This is a genomic window from Isoptericola sp. BMS4, assembly GCF_011634835.1.
Lineage (GTDB): Bacteria > Actinomycetota > Actinomycetes > Actinomycetales > Cellulomonadaceae > Isoptericola.
Window position 1 is genome coordinate 1,191,936 of the sequence record NZ_SIRP01000001.1, and the last position, 15,892, is coordinate 1,207,827.

Sequence of the window (15,892 nt, forward strand, 5' to 3'; positions counted from 1 at the left end):
GTGGCGAGCCCGTGTCCGGCGGAGGCGCCGGCCGCAGGGCTGGTCTCGGGGCTGGTGCCGGTGCGCGCCGACGACGTGCCTGACGTCGAGGCCTTCCTGCGGGACGCCGACCTCACCCTCGCCGGGCTGGACCGCGCCGACGTGCACCTCTGGGTGGCCCGCGACGCGAGCGGGCGGGTCGCGGCGAGCGCTGGCTTCGAGCTGAGCGCCGACGGCGAGCACGCGCTGGTGCGCAGCACCGCCGTGCGGCAGGACCGGCGCGGCCGGGGCGAGGGCCTGGCGGTCGCTGAGTTCGCCGTCCTGCGGGCCCGCGACGCGGGCGCCCGTCACGCGTGGCTGTTCTCCCGGCGGTCGGGGCCGTTCTGGCAGCGGCTCGGGTTCGCGCGCGCGACGACCGAGGAGCTGGCCGGCGTGCTCGCCGACGCCACCCAGGTGCGCCTGTTCCGCCGGACCGGGCAGCTCGAGCGGGAGGTCGCCTGGCACCGTGACCTGGACCGGCCGTGACCGGCAACGGGCCGTGCTCTGTCGCGCGCGGCTCCGCCGCGCGGTGCAGCGCTGTCAGGCGTCGGGCTCGGTCAGACGTAGCGCTCGAGGATGCTCGACTCCGCGAGCCGTGACAGGCCCTCGCGCACGGCTCGGGCACGCTGCTCGCCGACGCCCTCGACGGCCATGAGGTCGTCGACGCTCGCCGCGAGCATCTTCTGCAGCCCCCCGAAGTGCCCGACCAGCCGGTCGATGATCGTGGCGGGCAGGCGCGGCACCTTGGACAGGAGCCGGTAGCCCCGCGGCGCGACGGCGGCGTCGAGGGCGACGCCGCCGCCGGGCAGCTCGAGCACGCGGCCGATCTGCCCGAGGTCGAGGAGCTGGGCGGAGTCCAGCGACGCGAGGTCGGCGTGGACGGCGGCCACGGCGCGGCCGGCCCGGTCGAGCTCGACGTAGTCGCGCACCACGAAGTCCCGGTCGGCGCCGATGCCCCCGATGAGCTCGTCGAGCTGCAGCGCCAGCAGGCGGCCGTCCGCGCCGAGCTCGACGACGTAGCCGTCGATCTCCTCGGAGATGCGGCGCACCATCTCCAGGCGCTGCACCACGGAGCACACGTCGCGGACCGTCACCAGGTCCTCGATCTCCAGGGCGGACAGGGTGCCGGACACCTCGTCGAGGCGGGAGCGGTACCGCTCCAGCGTGGCGAGGGCCTGGTTGGCGCGGCCCAGGATGGTGTCCGGGTCCTCCAGCACGTGCCGGAAGGATCCGATGTAGATCGCGACGATGCGCATGGACTGGCTCACCGAGATCACCGGCAGGCCGGTCTGCTTGGCGACCCGCTCGGCGGTGCGGTGCCGGGTGCCGGACTCGCTGGTCTCGATCGTCGGGTCGGGCAGCAGCTGGACGGCGGCGCGCCGGATGCGGGTCGCGTCCCGGTCCATGACGACGGCGCCGTCCATCTTGGACAGCTCGCGCAGGCGGGTCGCGGAGAACTCCACGTCGAGGACGAAGCCGCCGGAGCACATCTCCTCGACCACGTCGTCGAGGCCCAGGACGATCAGCGCGCCGGTGCGCCCGCGCAGGATGCGCTCGAGACCGTCGCGGAGCTCGGTCCCGGGGGCGACGGCCGCGAGCGTCTCCCTGAGCAGGGCGTCGGAGTGCGCGAAGGAGGGAGCCACGAGGAAAGCCTACGACGTGCGAGGCCGCCCGCCCCAGGGAAGACACCCGGTCGGCGCCGGATCGGCCCCGGCACGGGGCAAGCGCTCGCCGGTCAGCGGCGCGCCGCGACCTCGGCGAGCTCCACGGCCTCGGCGATGTGCCGGGCCTCCAGCAGCCGCATCCCGGCGGGCGCCGCGACCTTGGTCCCGGCGGGCACGACGGCGCGCACGAAGCCGAGGCGCGCCGCCTCGCCCACCCGGCGGTCGAGTCCGGTGACCGGCCGGATGTCGCCGGCGAGACCGACCTCGCCGAGCGCCACCGTGCCCGTCGGCAGCGGGGTTCCGGTGCGGGCGGACACGATGGCGAGCGCGGTGGCGAGGTCGGCGGCGGGCTCGGTCACCTTGGCGCCGCCGATGGTGGAGACGTAGACGTCCTGGTCGGCGAGCCGCAGCCCGGCGTGCCGGTGCAGGACGGCGAGGATCATCGCGAGGCGGGACGTCTCCAGGCCGCTCGTGGTGCGGCGCGGGTTAGCCAGCGGGGACGGGGCGACGAGCGACTGGATCTCCAGCGCCAGGGGGCGTCGGCCCTCCAGCGTGACCGTGACGCACGTGCCGGGGACGCCGGCACCGAGGTGGGACAGGAAGAGCCCGCTGGGGTCGCTCAGCCCGACGATGCCCGACTCGTTGAGCTCGAAGCAGCCGACCTCGTCGGTGGGCCCGTACCGGTTCTTCACGGCGCGGACCATGCGCAGGCGTGAGTGCCGGTCGCCCTCGAACTGGCAGACGACGTCGACGAGGTGCTCCAGCGTGCGCGGCCCGGCGACCGTGCCGTCCTTGGTGACGTGACCCACGAGCAGCACGGGCACTGCGCGCTCCTTGGCCGCCGCGATGAGCGCCGCCGCGACCTCGCGCACCTGGCTGACGCCGCCCGGGGCGCCGTCGACCTCCGCCGAGGCGATGGTCTGCACCGAGTCGACGACGAGCAGGTCCGGCTCGGTCGCCTCGATGTGGCCCAGGACGCTGGCGAGGTCGGTCTCGGCGGTGAGCATCAGGGTGGGCGCGAGCGCCCCGATGCGCTCGGCGCGCAGCCGCACCTGCCCGGCCGACTCCTCGCCCGTCACGTACAGCACGGTGCGGTTCGAGCGGCCGTCCGCACCGCGGGCGAACGTCGCGGCGACGTCGAGCAGCAGCGTCGACTTGCCGACGCCCGGCTCCCCGGCGAGCAGCACCACCGCGCCCGGCACCAGGCCGCCGCCGAGGACGCGGTCGAGCTCGTCCACCTGGGTGGGCGACGCCTGCGCGGCGGCCACGTCGATCTCGCCGATCGGCCGCGCCGGGTTGCGGGCCGGGCTGACCGCGACCGTCCGCGGCCCGGTCGCCGCCGGCCCCTCGTCCGTGACCGTGCCCCACTCCTGGCACTCCCCGCACCGCCCCACCCACTTCGCGGTGGTCCAGCCGCACTCCGTGCAGCGGAAGGCCGGGCGGTTGCGCGTGCGGGACGCCGTCGAGGTACTCACGTCACGACACGCTAGGGGCGGGCACCGACAGGGAGAGTCCGGCCTCGACACGCGGCCCGGATACGGCTCCCGGACGGCGTCGCGCGCTCTAGGCTGCGGGTGCACCGCGCCGACGACCAGGAGGACGACGTGAGCCAGGCACGCACGGGCCCGAACGGTCGAGGCGGGTCCCGGCGCCCGTCGGCGGCGGTGATCCGCCGTCGTCGGATCGTGGTGGCCTCGCTCGCTGGTGCGCTGGTGCTGCTGGTGGTGATCTTCACGGCCGTGGTCTGGCCCGGCTTCGCGCGCTCGCCCGAACCGGAGCCCACGACGACGGTCACCGGCCCGCCGCCGACGCCGACGATCGAGCCGAGCGGCCGCCCGGAGGACCAGACGGCGTTCCTCATGGCCATGCCGGACACGGTGCTGCAGCTGGCGCTGCGCGAGGCGGTCCCGCACGACGCGTGGGTCGACGACGTGGACGCCGTCGAGGCGTGGGAGCTGACGTACGCCGACGGGGATGGTGGCGGGGCGACGCGTGTCGACGTGCTTGCCGGGCAGTGGGAGGACGGCGACGGCGCCGCCGGCACCTACGAGGCGCTCGTGAAGGCGGCGGGCGACCCGACGGACGAGGGCGACGTGCAGGTGGACGGCGAGACCGTCGGGTCGTACGTCGTCACGCCGGGCAGCGCCGAGGGCACCGCCGTCGTCACGTGGCGCAACGGGACCGCCGTCCTGCAGGCCACCGGCCCGGCCGAGCTGGTCCAGGACTTCTACTCCGCCTACCCGCTGTAGGCGCTGCTGCCCGGCTGTGGCCGTCGGCACACGTCCACGCGGCCGCCCGCCGTCGTCCGCCCCGTACCGTGGTGCCCGTGAGCGAACAGACGGACGAGCAGCAGGTCACCGGCACCACGGTCGCGTTCCTCGGCACGGGGAACATGGGCGAGGCGGTGCTGTCCGGGGCGTTGAAGGCCGGCGTGGCGCCGGGCGACGTGGTGGTCACGTCCCGCCGGCCCGAGCGCGGGGCGCAGCTGACCGAGCGCTACGGGGTGCGCGCGACGACGGACAACGTCGCCGCGGTCGCCGGCGCGCACGTCGTCGTCGTCGGCGTGAAGCCGAAGGACGTCGGGTCCATGCTCGACCGGGTCGCGGACGCCCTGGAGCCGGGCGCGGTCGTCGTCAGCGTCGCGGCGGGCCTGCCGCTGTCGTTCTTCGAGCAGCGGCTGCCGGCGGGGACGCCGGTCGTGCGGGCGATGCCGAACACGCCGGCGCTCGTCGGGGCGGGCGTCACCGCCGTCGTCGGCGGCACGGCGGCCCGCGAGGACGACGTCGCGCTGGTGGAGACGGTCCTGTCCGGCTCCGGGCACGTCTTCCGTGTCGCGGAGAAGGACATGGACGCGTTCGGCGCGCTCGCCGGGTCGGGGCCTGCGTACGTGTTCTACGTCGTCGACGCGATGGCGGAGGCCGGCGTGCTGCTGGGCCTCACGCGCGACGTCGCGCGCCGCCTCGCCGTCGAGACCGTCCTGGGCTCGGCGAAGCTCCTCGACGAGACCGGGGAGCACCCGGTGCTGCTGCGCGAGAAGGTCTCCTCGCCGGGCGGCACCACCGTCGCCGCGCTGCGCAAGCTGGACGACGGCGGCGTGCGCGCGGCCTTCCTCGACGCGCTCTCCGCCGCCCGGGACCGGTCGCGCGAGCTCGCCGCCGAGCACGGCTGACCGCCGCCGTCCGGCGGGCGCGCCCACCCACCTGGCACGATGACGGTGTGCCCGCACGTGAGAAGCCCGCCGAGACCAGGCCCGGCCGCCGGGGGCGCCGCCCCGGCGGCTCCGACACCCGGGGCGCGGTGCTGGCGGCGGCCCGGGCGGAGTTCCTCGAGCGGGGGTACGAGGCAGCGTCCCTCCGTGCGGTCGCGCGGCGTGCCGGGGTGGACCCGGGCACGGTGCGGCACTGGTTCGGCGACAAGACGCACCTGCTGACCGCCACACTCGGGCTGGCGGACGTCGACCCCGCGTCCATCGCCCGGGCCGTGGCCGAGGGCGGTCCAGTGGAGACCATGGGGGAGCGGCTCGTGCGTGCCGTCCTCGAGGTGTGGGACGCGGACGAGGGCGACACCGTGCGGCTGATGATTCCCGCCGTGCTGTCCGACCCGGGCCTGCGGGCGCTGCTCCCGCAGTTCCTCGGCGCGGAGGTGCTCGGGCCGCTCGTGCGGCGCCTCGGCGTCGACGACGCGCGGCTGCGTACCTCGCTCGTCGCCTCGCAGATGTCGGGGCTCCTCCTGACCCGCTACCTCGTCCCCGTCGAGCCGCTGGCCGCCCTCCCGCCGGCGCGTGCCGCTGCGCTGGTCGGGCCGACCGTCCAGCGCTACCTCACGGGGGAGCTGCCGCCCGGCTGACCGGGGGGATTGCGTCGGGCACGGCGGAGGAGCAGAATTCTTCACATGGTGAATAACGGAGGTGCCGTCCGGGTCCGCGGCCTCGACGTCGAACGCGGCGGTCGCGAGGTGATCGCCGGCCTGGACGTCGACGTGCCCACCGGCCAGGTGGTCGGTCTGCTCGGGCCGTCCGGGTCCGGCAAGACGACCCTGATGCGCGCGATCGTCGGCGTGCAGGACAGGACGCGCGGCGAGGTCACCGTGCTCGGCGAGCCCGCCGGGTCGCCCGGACTGCGCCGTCGTGTCGGCTACGTGACCCAGGCCGCCTCCGTGTACACCGACCTCACCGTCGTGCAGAACCTGCGGTACTTCGCGCGGCTGGCGGGCCTGCCCGCCGCGGGGGCCGATGCCGCCGTCGCCCGGGCGGTCGACACGGTGGACCTCGCCGGCCACGAGAAGCAGCGGGTCGGCACGCTCTCCGGAGGGGAGCGCTCGCGCGTCTCCCTCGCCGCGGCGCTCGTCGGCGACCCCGAGCTGCTCGTCCTCGACGAGCCGACCGTCGGTCTCGACCCCGTCCTGCGCCGGGACCTGTGGCGCACCTTCCGCGGCCTGGCCGCCGACGGGCGCAGCCTGCTCGTCTCCAGCCACGTGATGGACGAGGCCACCCAGTGCGGCCGGCTCCTCCTGCTGCGGCGGGGCGAGCTCGTCGCGGACACCACGCCCGACGAGCTGCTCGCCGAGACCGGCGCCCCCGACGCCGAGCGGGCGTTCCTCGCGCTCATCGACCGGTCCGAGGCGGCCGGGACCACCACCGGGGAGGAGTCCCGATGACCCTCACGCTCACCACCGCGGCACGCGTCCTGGCGCAGATCCGGTTCGACCGACGGACCGTGGCGCTCATCATCGTGCTGCCGTGCCTGCTGCTGGGCCTCATCGCCTGGATGTTCGACGGGACCCCGGTGCTCGACCAGTTCGGCCCCATGCTCGTGGGGCTGTTCCCGCTCATCGTGATGTTCCTGGTCACGAGCGTCGCGACGCTGCGCGAGCGGCAATCGGGCACGCTCGAACGCCTCATGACGACCCCGCTGGGCAAGGGCGACTTCGTCGCCGGCTACGCGCTCGCCTTCGCCGGGCTCGCGCTCGTGCAGGCCCTGGTGGTCGTCGGCTTCGCGCTCCTGGTCGGGATGGACGTCGCCGGGCCGCTGTGGCTCGTGGTCGTGGTCGCGCTGCTCGACGCCGTGCTCGGCTCCTGCCTGGGCCTCGCGGCGTCAGCGCTCGCCCGGTCGGAGTTCCAGGCGGTGCAGATGATGCCGGCGATCATCTTCCCCCAGCTCATCACCTGCGGCCTGCTCATGCCGCGCGACGAGATGCCGCAGGTGCTCGAGTGGCTGTCCCGCGTCTTCCCGCTGACGTACGCCGTGGAGGCCATGCAGGACCTCGCCGCCGGCGCCGAGTGGCCCGACGTCGCCGGCGCCGTCGGCGTGATCGCCCTGTTCATCGTCGGGGCCGTGACCCTCGGCGTCGCGACCCTGCGCCGCCGCACCGCCTGATCCGTTGTGGGCGCGATTTCGGGGACAATCCGCGGTCGGATCGTCCCCGAAACCGCGCCCACAACACGGGTGGCTGGGTCAGTGGTGCAGGCCCAGCGCGTCGGCGACGGCGTCCCAGCCCACGTAGTGGAAGTTCGTCGCGTCGTCCGCGCGCTCGTCGGCGACGTCGGGGCCGGTGTGCGGCTCGTCGTGCAGCACGAGCAGCCCCTCCGTGTGGTCGCCCACCGGCCGGTGCGTGACGGCCAGGCCGTCCGACCCGTGGACGTCGTCGACGTCGCCCGCGCCCTCGGCGCGGAACGACCCGACGGCACGGTTGCGGCCCGTCGTCGAGTACACGGCGAACGTGTCGTCGCCCTGGCTGGAGACGATGACGTACCCGGTGCGGCCGGGCCCGTCGTAGACGTCCACCCCCTCGGCGTCGGCCGTGAGCAGGTCGCCGCCGAACGGGTTCGCGGCGACGGCGTCGGCCTGCGACGAGCCGTCGGCCGGTGCGCACTCCTCGGTGGCGGGGTCGTAGGCGTCGTGCACGCCGAAGTCCGTGACCCGGTCCACCAGGCGCGGCTCCCCGGAGCCGAGCGGGAGCGGAAGCCGCCACAGCCCGACGTCCTCCTGCGCCGCGTACAGCGTGCCGGTGCGCTGGTCCACGGACAGGCCCTCGAGCTGCGGCCCGACGCCCGGCTCGTCGCACGGGGTCCACGTGGTGCCGTCGGGCAGGTCGAACGACGCGGGCATGTCGAGGTGCTGCACGTCCGTGTAGCCCACGGTACCGTCCGCGCCGGGCACGAGGCGCGCCGTGGCGATGCGGGTGGTGCCCTCCTGCGTGACGACGGCGTACGCGTCGTCGCCGTCCTGCCACACGGCCAGGCCGTATGCGGTCTGCTCGGAGTCCACGCCCGCGCGGTCCGGCTGGAACAGGAACTCCTGGTCGGGCGTCGTGATCTCGTGCAGCGGCGCGTCGGAGGCCGCGCCGTCGGGGTCGACGGCGAACAGGCGGATCTGGTCGTTGTACCGGTCGGAGACGACGGCGACGTCCAGACGCTCGCCGCCGACCTCGAGGCCGTAGGCGACGTCGACGTTGTTGTACCGGCCGTCCACCCCGTCGGCGCGCGGCGCGGGCGTCGCGGGCAGCGACTGGACCTCGGCGGCGTCGGCGTCGTAGACGCGCAGTCCGCCCTCCTTGGCGGTGGCGACGACGAGCGAGCGGTCCGGGTCCTCGGGGTGCACCCAGATGGCGGGGTCGTCGCCCGAGGCGTTGCCGCCCGCCTCGTCGTCGAACAGCGCCGGGGTCTGGACGTCGGTCGTCACGGCCGCCACGTCGCCGCGGCCGTGCGGGTCACCGCCGCCGTGCCCGGGATGCCCCCATGCCGCGGCGGCGTGGACGACGGCGAGGGCGGGCAGCAGGGCGAGCGCGAGCAGCGCGGTTCGTGGGGATCGCATGGGAGCAGAGGTTCCCCTGCGGCTCTGACCTCCCGGTGGCGCCGGGGTGTCCGGGAGGCGAACACCGCGAGGCCCGCGCATCGCGGGACCGAGCGGGAGGCTCCCGCGCGCATCTGTAGCGTGGGAGCCTACGTGTTTGTAGCGTAGGGACGTGCGTGTTTGTAGCGTAGGAGTCCGCGAGTCTGTAGTGTGGCCTGGTGGAGTACAGGAATCGCGTGGTCGATGGTGAGCTCGACCGCATGCTCACCGGCTTGCCAGCAGTGGCGATCGTCGGCCCCAAGGCGGTGGGCAAGACGGCGACGGCTCAGCGACGTGCGCGCACCGTGGTCGACCTCTCCGACCCGGACGAGACCGACCTCGTCGTGGCAGACCTCCGCCGCGTGACACGACTTCCCCGGCCCGTCCTCGTCGACGAGTGGCAGGTGCTCCCGAGGGTGTGGGACGCGGTGCGTCGTGGCGTGGACGACGGGGCCGAGCCCGGTTCGTTCCTGCTGACGGGATCCGCGACGCCGACGGCACGGCCGATGCACTCGGGCGCTGGACGCATCGTGCAGCTGAGGATGCGTCCGATGGCCCTGGCGGAGCGCGGCATCGGCGACCCCACGGTCTCGCTCTCAGCGATGCTCGGTGGCGAGCGCGCACTTGAGGGCGACACCGGTGTCCTGCTCGAGCACTACGCCGAGGAGATCGTGGCATCAGGGTTCCCCGGGTTGCGTGAGATGCCGCCACGCGTGCGACGGGACGCGCTTGACACGTATCTTCGGCTCATCGTCGAGCGTGACTTCCCGGAGGCCGGCCGCGAGGTTCGTCGGCCCGGGACGCTCCGGGCCTGGATGCGGGCGTACGCGGCCGCCACGGCGACGACGGCCTCGTACACCGAGATCCTCGACGCGGCGACGGCGGGAGAGCCGGACAAGCCTGCGCGGACCACCACGACCGCGTACCGCGAGACCCTCGAGCGCATCTGGCTGCTCGAGGAGCTCCCGCCGTGGGTCGGGGCAGGCAGCCGGCTGAGCGCCCTGGGCAGGACGCCGAAGCATCACCTCGCCGACCCGGCGCTCGCCGCCCGGTTGCTCGGAGTGAACGCGCCCACGTTGCTGGACACGCCGCACCCCGCCGGGACGGTCGGGCCCCGTCGTGGAAGCCTGTTCGGTGCGCTCTTCGAGAGCCTGGCGACGTTGTGCGTCCGCGTCTACGCGGAAGGAGCGGGCGCGACGGTGAGCCACCTGCGGACGCACCGAGGGGACCACGAGGTCGACCTGATCGTCGAGCGGGACGACGGGCGCGTCCTCGCGATCGAGGTCAAGCTCGGTGCCACGCCGAGCGACCGGGACGTGCGACACCTGCACTGGCTCTCAGAACGTGTCGGGGCAGATGTCGTCGACTCGGTCGTCATCACCACGGGGCGGGCAGCGTACCGGCGACCGGACGGCATCGCCGTCGTCCCCCTGGCCCTGCTCGGGCCTTGACCGCGCGCTACGGCCGCGCGGAGAACCGCTCCAGCAGCTCGGCGTGGCCGGAGCAGACCAGCAGGTCGTTTGCGCTGACCCGCGTCTCCGGCGTCGCGTACGCGAACTCGACGCCGGGCGACTTCACCCCGATGACGGTGATGCCGTACTTCTGCCGGATGTTCGCCTGCGCGAGCGTGAACCCCTGCATCTCCTTCGGCGGGCGCATCTTGACGATGGTGAACCCGTCCTCCACCTCGATGTAGTCGAGCATCTTGCCGCTGACGAGGTGCGCGACGCGGGAGCCCGCGTCCGTCTCGGGGAACACCACGTGATGGGCGCCGATGCGCGTGAGGATGCGGCCGTGCTCCACCGAGACCGCCTTCGCCCAGATCTGCGGGGTGCCCATGTCCACGAGGTTGCCCGTGATGAGCACGGACGCCTCCAGGGAGGTGCCGACGCCGACGACGGCCACGCCGAAGTCCCGGGCGCCGAGCTGCTCCAGCGCCTCCGGGTTGGAGGCGTCCGCCTCGACCAGCGGCAGTCGCCCCGACCACTGCGCCACGAGGCGCTCGTCCTGCTCGACGGCGAGCACGTCCTGACCGAGCCGGTCCAGCGTGGAGGCGATGGCCGAGCCGAACCGGCCCAGGCCGATGACGAGCACGCCGGCGTCCCGCTCGGGGACCTTCTTGTCGGGCACGGTGTTCCTTTCCTGGTGGGGCGGAGCGTCAGCCGATGCTGTCGGTCGGATGAGTCTGGCTCACCCGATGATCGGGCGTTCCTCGGGGAAGCGTACGATGCGGCGCCGGTCGCGCAGCGCCAGCGCGCTGAGGATCGAGATCGTGCCGACACGGCCCATGAACATGAGGGCGCTGAGCCAGATCTTCGCCGCGTCCGGCAGCTCGGGCGTGATGCCGGTGGACAGCCCGACGGTCGCGAACGCCGAGATCACCTCGAACAGCACCTGGGACAGCGAGAACTCGGTGATCTGCAGCAGCACGATGCACGACACGAGCACCGCGGTCGCGCCGATGAAGACCACCGCGATGGACAGCCGCAGCGTGTCGCGCGGGATCCGCCGCCCGAACGCCTCGGTGTCCTTGTCGCCGCGGGCCTCGGCGAGGATCGCGAGCAGCATGACGGCGAGCGTCGTGACCTTGATGCCGCCCGCCGTCGAGGCGGACCCGCCGCCGACGAACATCATGGCGTCGTGCACGAGCCACGTCTCGTCGTGCATGGCGCCGACGTCCACGGTGCTGAACCCCCCGGAGCGGGGCATCACGGCCGCGAAGAACGTCGAGAGCAGCCGGGTGGGCAGGTCCTGCTCGCCGAGGGTGCGGGGGTTGTTCCACTCCAGGGCGCCGATGAGCACCGCGCCGCCGGCGAGCAGCGCCAGGCTGGTGGTGACCGTCAGCTTCGTGTGCAGCGACAGCGACCGCACCCAGTGGTGCCGGCGGCGCCGGTGGGTGAGCACGTTGAGGATCACGGGGAAGCCCAGCGCCCCGATGAACACGCCCAGGGCCACCGGCACCAGCACGAGCCAGTCGGAGGTGTAGGGGACCAGGCCGTCGGCCGTCGGGACGAACCCGGCGTTGTTGAACGCCGAGATGCCGAAGAACGCCGCGTGCCACGCGGCCTGCCCGACGCTCTCGCCCAGCGCGAGGAAGCGGGGGAAGAGGAACAGGGCGATGGTGGCCTCGATCGACGTCGAGGTGATGATGATGACGCGCACGAGGTCGCCGACCTCGCCGAGGCGGCTCGTCTTGGTCTCCGAGGCGGTGAGGAGACGCTGGGTCAGCCCGATGCGCCGCGACACCGCCATGCCGAGCAGCGACGCGAGCGTCATGACCCCCAGGCCGCCGATCTTGATGCCGACGATGATGACGACGCGACCGTAGGTGGACCAGTACTCCCCGGTGTCGACGGTCACCAGGCCCGTGATGCACACGGCCGAGGTCGCGGTGAACAGGGCGTCGGCGAACGATGCGGAACGGCCCGACGCCGTCGCCCACGGGGGCAGCAGCAGCAGCGTGAAGACGGTGATGACGGCGGCGAACACGGTCATCGCCAGCCGGGCGGGGTACTCGCGGACCGTCTTGTCGACCCACTCGCGCAGCATGACGGCGCGGCTGCCCCACCTCGTCGCCACCCGACCTCCCGTTGCCGTCCGGCCTTCGCACGTGCCGCCGTCCGCGTCCCCGCCCCGGTCCGCGGACACGCGGCTCAAGCCTGCCACGACGTGGGCTACCGTGACGGGATGCGCGTCGCCCGGCTGCTGTGGAGCCCCGAGCTCCTGCGATACGACTTCGGTCCCGGGCACCCGATGGCGCCCGCCCGCCTCGACCTCACGATGCGGCTGGTCCGTGAGCTGGGGCTGCTCGACGAGCCGACCCTCGAGGTGGGCGACGTCCCGGGCCCCGCGCCCGACGACGTGATCCGCACGGTGCACGACGCCGACTACGTCGCGGCGGTGCGCCGCGCCGCGGCCACCGGCGAGCCCGACCCGGCCCGCGGCCTCGGCACCGAGGACGACCCCGTCTTCGCGGACATGCACGACGCCGCCGCGCGGCTCGTGGCCGCCTCCGTGGACGCCGCGGAGTCCGTGTGGACCGGCCGCGTGGCGCACGGCGTGAACGTCGCCGGGGGCATGCACCACGCCCGCCGGGACGCCGCGTCCGGCTTCTGCGTGTACAACGACGCCGCGGCCGCCGTGCAGCGGCTCCTCGACCTCGGCGCCGAGCGCGTGGTCTACGTCGACCTGGACGCCCACCACGGCGACGGCGTCGAGTCGATCTTCTGGGACGACCCGCGGGTGCTCACCGTCTCCGTCCACCAGGACGGGCACACGCTGTTCCCGGGCACCGGCAACGCCGGCGACACCGGTGGCACGGCCGCCCAGGGCACCGCGGTGAACGTCGCCCTGCCGCCGCGCACCGGCGGCGAGCAGTGGCTGCGCGCGGTGGACGCCGTCGTGCCTGCGGTGGTGCGCGCGTTCGAGCCCGAGGCGATCGTCTCCCAGCACGGGTGCGACGCCCACGCCAACGACCCCCTCACCGACCTCGCCGTGAGCGTCGACGCGCAGCGGACGGCCGCGCGCTGGGTGCACGACCTCGCGCACCAGGTCGCCCGGGGCCGGTGGGTGGCGCTCGGCGGCGGCGGGTACGCGGTCGTCGACGTCGTCCCGCTGGTGTGGGCGAGCCTCGTGGCGGAGGCCGCCCATGCGCCCCTGGCGCCCGGCCTGGAGCTGCCCACCCGCTGGCGTCGCGAGGTGGAGGAGCTCTCCGGCCTCGACCCCGCGGAACGGCTCGGGGGCGGCGAGGTCGCGTGGCGCCCCTGGAGCGACGGGTACGACCCGGAGGACGACGTCGACCGCGCCGTGCTGGCCACGCGCCGCCACGTGTTCCCGACGTGGGGCCTGGACCCCTACCGCGACTGAGGGGTGCCGTCCGTGTTCGGGCCTGCGGGCCGGATCGGGTACTCTGAGGGACGGACTTTTTCGTGTTGGTCGGCTGCGCCTGGGGACAGGTGCTCGTGGGACCAACCGTGCTCCACCACCCGACCAGCATTGTGAGGACCTCATGGGCTCCGTCATCAAGAAGCGCCGCAAGCGCATGGCGAAGAAGAAGCACCGCAAGCTGCTTCGCAGGACGCGTCACCAGCGCCGCAACAAGAAGTGACGCCGCCCCCGCCGGTCGGCGGGGCGCACGCACCGAGCCCGGGCCCTCCGTGAGGGCGCCGGGCTCGTCGCGTCTCCGGACGGTGCGGGCGCGCCGGGTCGGCATCCCGTCCCCGGGTCGGCACACAGGCGTGCCGACCCGGGGACGGAATGCCGACCTGGGTCAGCGGCGGCGGAAGCGCCGCTGGATCGAGCGCAGCACCAGGCCGACGATCCAGGCCGCGCCGGCCCACGACGCCGTCTTCATGCCCCGCCCGGCGACCCGCTGCCCGCGGCCGCGGAACTCGCGGATGGGCCAGCCGACCTCCTTGGCGTGCCGCCGCAGCCGGGTGTCGGGGTTGATGGGGCACGGGTGGCCCACGGAGCGCATCATCGGCAGGTCGTTGAGGGAGTCGCCGTAGGCGTAGGACGACGCGAGGTCGACGCCCTCGCGCTCCGCCAGCTCGCGGACCGCCGCGCCCTTCGCCTCGCCGTGCATGAGATCGCCCACGAGGCGGCCGGTGTAGTAGCCGCCCGAGTGCTCGGCGACCGTGCCGAGGCAGCCCGTGGCGCCGAGCCGTCGCGCGATCATGCCGCCGATCTCCACCGGGGTCGCCGTCACCAGCCACACCTGGTCGCCCGCGGCGAGGTGCTCGTCCAGCAGCCGCTTGGTGCCGGGGAAGATCCGCAGCTCGAGGACGGTGTCGTACACCTCCTCGCCGACGGCGGTGATCTCCGCGACGGACCGGCCCGCGATGAGCGACAGGGCCCGGCTGCGGACGGTCTCGATCTGGCTGCGCGACTCGCCGAACATCAGGTACTTCGCCTGGATCAGGCCGAAGCGCAGCAGGTCGCCGGCCCCGAAGAATCGGCGCTGGTACAGCGCGCGGGCGAGGTGGAAGGCGCTCGCGCCGCGGATGATCGTGTTGTCGACGTCGAAGAACGCCGCCGTGCGCGCCGGGGGAACACGAGACTCGGCGGGCGACGGCATGCGGCCCACTGTATCGGCGCCACCACGTCGGCGCGGCTACGCTGTCCTGCGTGAGCGGGCTGCAAGAATCGGTCGACGACCCCCGGGTCGTCCTGTACACGAGGGCGGGCTGCCACCTGTGCGACGAGGCACGGGCGGTGGTGGTCGAGGTGTGCGGCACCGTGGGCGCGGCGTGGCGCGAGGTCGACATCGACGTCGGCGGAGCGGGCGACGCGGCCGGCGGGGCGTCGGACGACCTGGTGGCGCGGTACGGCGACTACGTACCGGTCGTCGAGGTGGACGGTGTGCAGCAGGGGTTCTGGCGGGTGGACGCCGCGCGCTTGGCGCGCCGGCTGGGGCGGTAGCCCGGGAGGGAACGAACGTGATCGAGCTCGGCGAGGCGACGGTGCCGGCCGCGACGGTGGCGCGGCTGCCCTACTACCTGCGCGCGTTGCGCGACCTGGCGGAGGCGGGGGTGACGACGACGTCGTCCTCGGAGCTCGCGGAGCGCTCCGGCGTGGGGTCGGCGCAGCTGCGCAAGGACCTGTCGTACCTGGGGTCGTTCGGCACGCGCGGCGTGGGCTACGACGTGCAGTCGCTGGCGTCGTACATCGCCTCGGCCCTGGGTCTGGGCTCCGAGCACCGGCTGGCGATCGTGGGGATCGGCAACCTGGGGCACGCGCTGGCGAACTACTCCGGGTACGCGGCCCGCGGGTTCCAGGTCGTGGCGCTGCTGGACGCCGACCCGCGCGTCGTGGGCCGCACCGCGGCCGGCATCACGATCGACCACGTCGACGACCTCGAGGACGTCCTCGCCCGGCGCGGCGTGTCGATGGTGCTGCTGGCGACGCCCGGCCCCGTGGCGCAGGGCCTCGCCGAGCGCGTCGTCGCCGGCGGGGTCCGCGAGATCCTGTCCTTCGCGCCGGTGGCCCTGCAGCTGCCCGACGACGTCGTCGTGCGCTCCGTGGACGTCGCGGGCGAGCTGCAGATCCTCGCCTTCCACGCCGCCGCCCGCGCCGCGACCCACGCCGCCCCGCAGCCCCAGCCGTAGACTCCGCGGCCTCGCGGTGGCCGACGCCGGCCTCCCGAGCCGACGGCAGTCACCGGTGCAGGCGCGGTGGTCCCGGCATCCCTCCGCTCTTTCTCCGCGTGACTTGGCGCGCGTGCAACCAGGGCGACCACAGCACCTGCAGCAGCCGCTCCCACAGGCCTGACGTGGCGCGCGTGCAGGCAGGGCGACCACAGCACGAGACCCTTCGGGGATGCTTGTCGCGAGGCTGGCTGGGCCTGGCAGGAGGCCGCGAGGAACGAGCGGCCGAGCGGAC

At 74.2% G+C, this 15,892-nt stretch carries 17 protein-coding genes; 11 read left to right on the forward strand and 6 right to left on the reverse strand.

Annotation, left to right across the window (positions count from 1 at the left end; all coding sequences use genetic code 11):
• A complete protein-coding gene (locus tag EYB28_RS05240; RefSeq protein ID WP_240930399.1) occupies positions 1-504 on the forward strand; it encodes a GNAT family N-acetyltransferase in 504 nt (167 codons plus the stop codon).
• A gap of 71 nt (positions 505-575) precedes the next feature.
• Here EYB28_RS05240 and disA read toward each other — a convergent pair whose 3' ends face one another.
• The gene (gene disA / locus EYB28_RS05245) at positions 576-1,661 is read right to left on the reverse strand and encodes a DNA integrity scanning diadenylate cyclase DisA (RefSeq protein ID WP_166845440.1); all 1,086 of its coding nucleotides are present in this window, start codon (positions 1,659-1,661) and stop codon (positions 576-578) included.
• Positions 1,662-1,753: 92 nt separating this feature from the next.
• Positions 1,754-3,157 (reverse strand): DNA repair protein RadA, encoded by a 1,404-nt coding sequence (gene radA, locus EYB28_RS05250; protein WP_166845442.1) that lies wholly within the window; start codon positions 3,155-3,157, stop codon positions 1,754-1,756.
• Positions 3,158-3,286: 129 nt separating this feature from the next.
• Between radA and EYB28_RS05255 the strand changes: the two genes are divergently transcribed.
• The 5 genes from EYB28_RS05255 to EYB28_RS05275 all read left to right on the forward strand — a co-directional run bounded on the left by EYB28_RS05255 (position 3,287) and on the right by EYB28_RS05275 (position 7,057).
• Positions 3,287-3,931, forward strand: coding sequence for a hypothetical protein (locus EYB28_RS05255; RefSeq protein WP_166845444.1), 645 nt, complete (start codon positions 3,287-3,289; stop codon positions 3,929-3,931).
• Between the two features lie 77 nt (positions 3,932-4,008).
• Positions 4,009-4,851, forward strand: a complete 843-nt coding sequence (gene proC, locus EYB28_RS05260) for a pyrroline-5-carboxylate reductase (protein WP_304599232.1) — start codon at positions 4,009-4,011, stop codon at positions 4,849-4,851.
• A 47-nt stretch (positions 4,852-4,898) separates the two neighbouring features.
• Entirely contained in the window at positions 4,899-5,528 is a 630-nt protein-coding gene (locus tag EYB28_RS05265) for a TetR/AcrR family transcriptional regulator (RefSeq protein ID WP_166845446.1), read from the forward strand.
• A gap of 45 nt (positions 5,529-5,573) precedes the next feature.
• Positions 5,574-6,338 (forward strand): ABC transporter ATP-binding protein, encoded by a 765-nt coding sequence (locus tag EYB28_RS05270; protein ID WP_166845448.1) that lies wholly within the window; start codon positions 5,574-5,576, stop codon positions 6,336-6,338.
• Positions 6,335-7,057 carry an ABC transporter permease gene (locus EYB28_RS05275; protein ID WP_166845450.1) on the forward strand — a complete coding sequence of 241 codons (723 nt, stop codon included), beginning with the start codon at positions 6,335-6,337 and terminating at the stop codon, positions 7,055-7,057. The genes EYB28_RS05270 and EYB28_RS05275 overlap by 4 nt, the downstream gene beginning before the upstream one ends.
• 78 nt (positions 7,058-7,135) lie before the next feature.
• Here EYB28_RS05275 and EYB28_RS05280 read toward each other — a convergent pair whose 3' ends face one another.
• Positions 7,136-8,494, reverse strand: coding sequence for a phytase (locus EYB28_RS05280; RefSeq protein ID WP_166845452.1), 1,359 nt, complete (start codon positions 8,492-8,494; stop codon positions 7,136-7,138).
• Between the two features lie 197 nt (positions 8,495-8,691).
• Between EYB28_RS05280 and EYB28_RS05285 the strand changes: the two genes are divergently transcribed.
• The gene (locus EYB28_RS05285; protein ID WP_205710848.1) at positions 8,692-9,963 is read left to right on the forward strand and encodes an ATP-binding protein; all 1,272 of its coding nucleotides are present in this window, start codon (positions 8,692-8,694) and stop codon (positions 9,961-9,963) included.
• Positions 9,964-9,970: 7 nt separating this feature from the next.
• Here EYB28_RS05285 and EYB28_RS05290 read toward each other — a convergent pair whose 3' ends face one another.
• Together EYB28_RS05290 and EYB28_RS05295 are read right to left on the reverse strand one after the other, a co-directional pair.
• Positions 9,971-10,642, reverse strand: a complete 672-nt coding sequence (locus tag EYB28_RS05290; RefSeq protein ID WP_166845454.1) for a TrkA family potassium uptake protein — start codon at positions 10,640-10,642, stop codon at positions 9,971-9,973.
• A gap of 60 nt (positions 10,643-10,702) precedes the next feature.
• Entirely contained in the window at positions 10,703-12,061 is a 1,359-nt protein-coding gene (locus EYB28_RS05295; protein ID WP_166851759.1) for a TrkH family potassium uptake protein, read from the reverse strand.
• Positions 12,062-12,199: 138 nt separating this feature from the next.
• On the opposite strand from EYB28_RS05295, the gene EYB28_RS05300 reads away from it, so the two are divergent.
• Together EYB28_RS05300 and EYB28_RS05305 are read left to right on the forward strand one after the other, a co-directional pair.
• On the forward strand, positions 12,200-13,378 hold the full coding sequence (locus EYB28_RS05300; protein WP_166845456.1) for an acetoin utilization protein AcuC: 1,179 nt from the start codon (positions 12,200-12,202) through the stop codon (positions 13,376-13,378).
• A gap of 142 nt (positions 13,379-13,520) precedes the next feature.
• Positions 13,521-13,619 (forward strand): 30S ribosomal protein bS22, encoded by a 99-nt coding sequence (locus EYB28_RS05305; protein ID WP_012085056.1) that lies wholly within the window; start codon positions 13,521-13,523, stop codon positions 13,617-13,619.
• 162 nt (positions 13,620-13,781) lie between these two features.
• On the opposite strand, the gene EYB28_RS05310 is transcribed toward EYB28_RS05305, so the two are convergent.
• Entirely contained in the window at positions 13,782-14,588 is an 807-nt protein-coding gene (locus EYB28_RS05310) for an HAD family phosphatase (protein ID WP_166845459.1), read from the reverse strand.
• Between the two features lie 41 nt (positions 14,589-14,629).
• Between EYB28_RS05310 and EYB28_RS05315 the strand changes: the two genes are divergently transcribed.
• Positions 14,630-14,932: a glutaredoxin family protein gene (locus EYB28_RS05315; RefSeq protein WP_370459502.1), complete on the forward strand. Its 303-nt coding sequence runs from the start codon at positions 14,630-14,632 to the stop codon at positions 14,930-14,932.
• Positions 14,933-14,949: 17 nt separating this feature from the next.
• Entirely contained in the window at positions 14,950-15,618 is a 669-nt protein-coding gene (locus tag EYB28_RS05320) for a redox-sensing transcriptional repressor Rex (protein ID WP_166845460.1), read from the forward strand.
• Positions 15,619-15,892 lie beyond the last annotated feature (274 nt).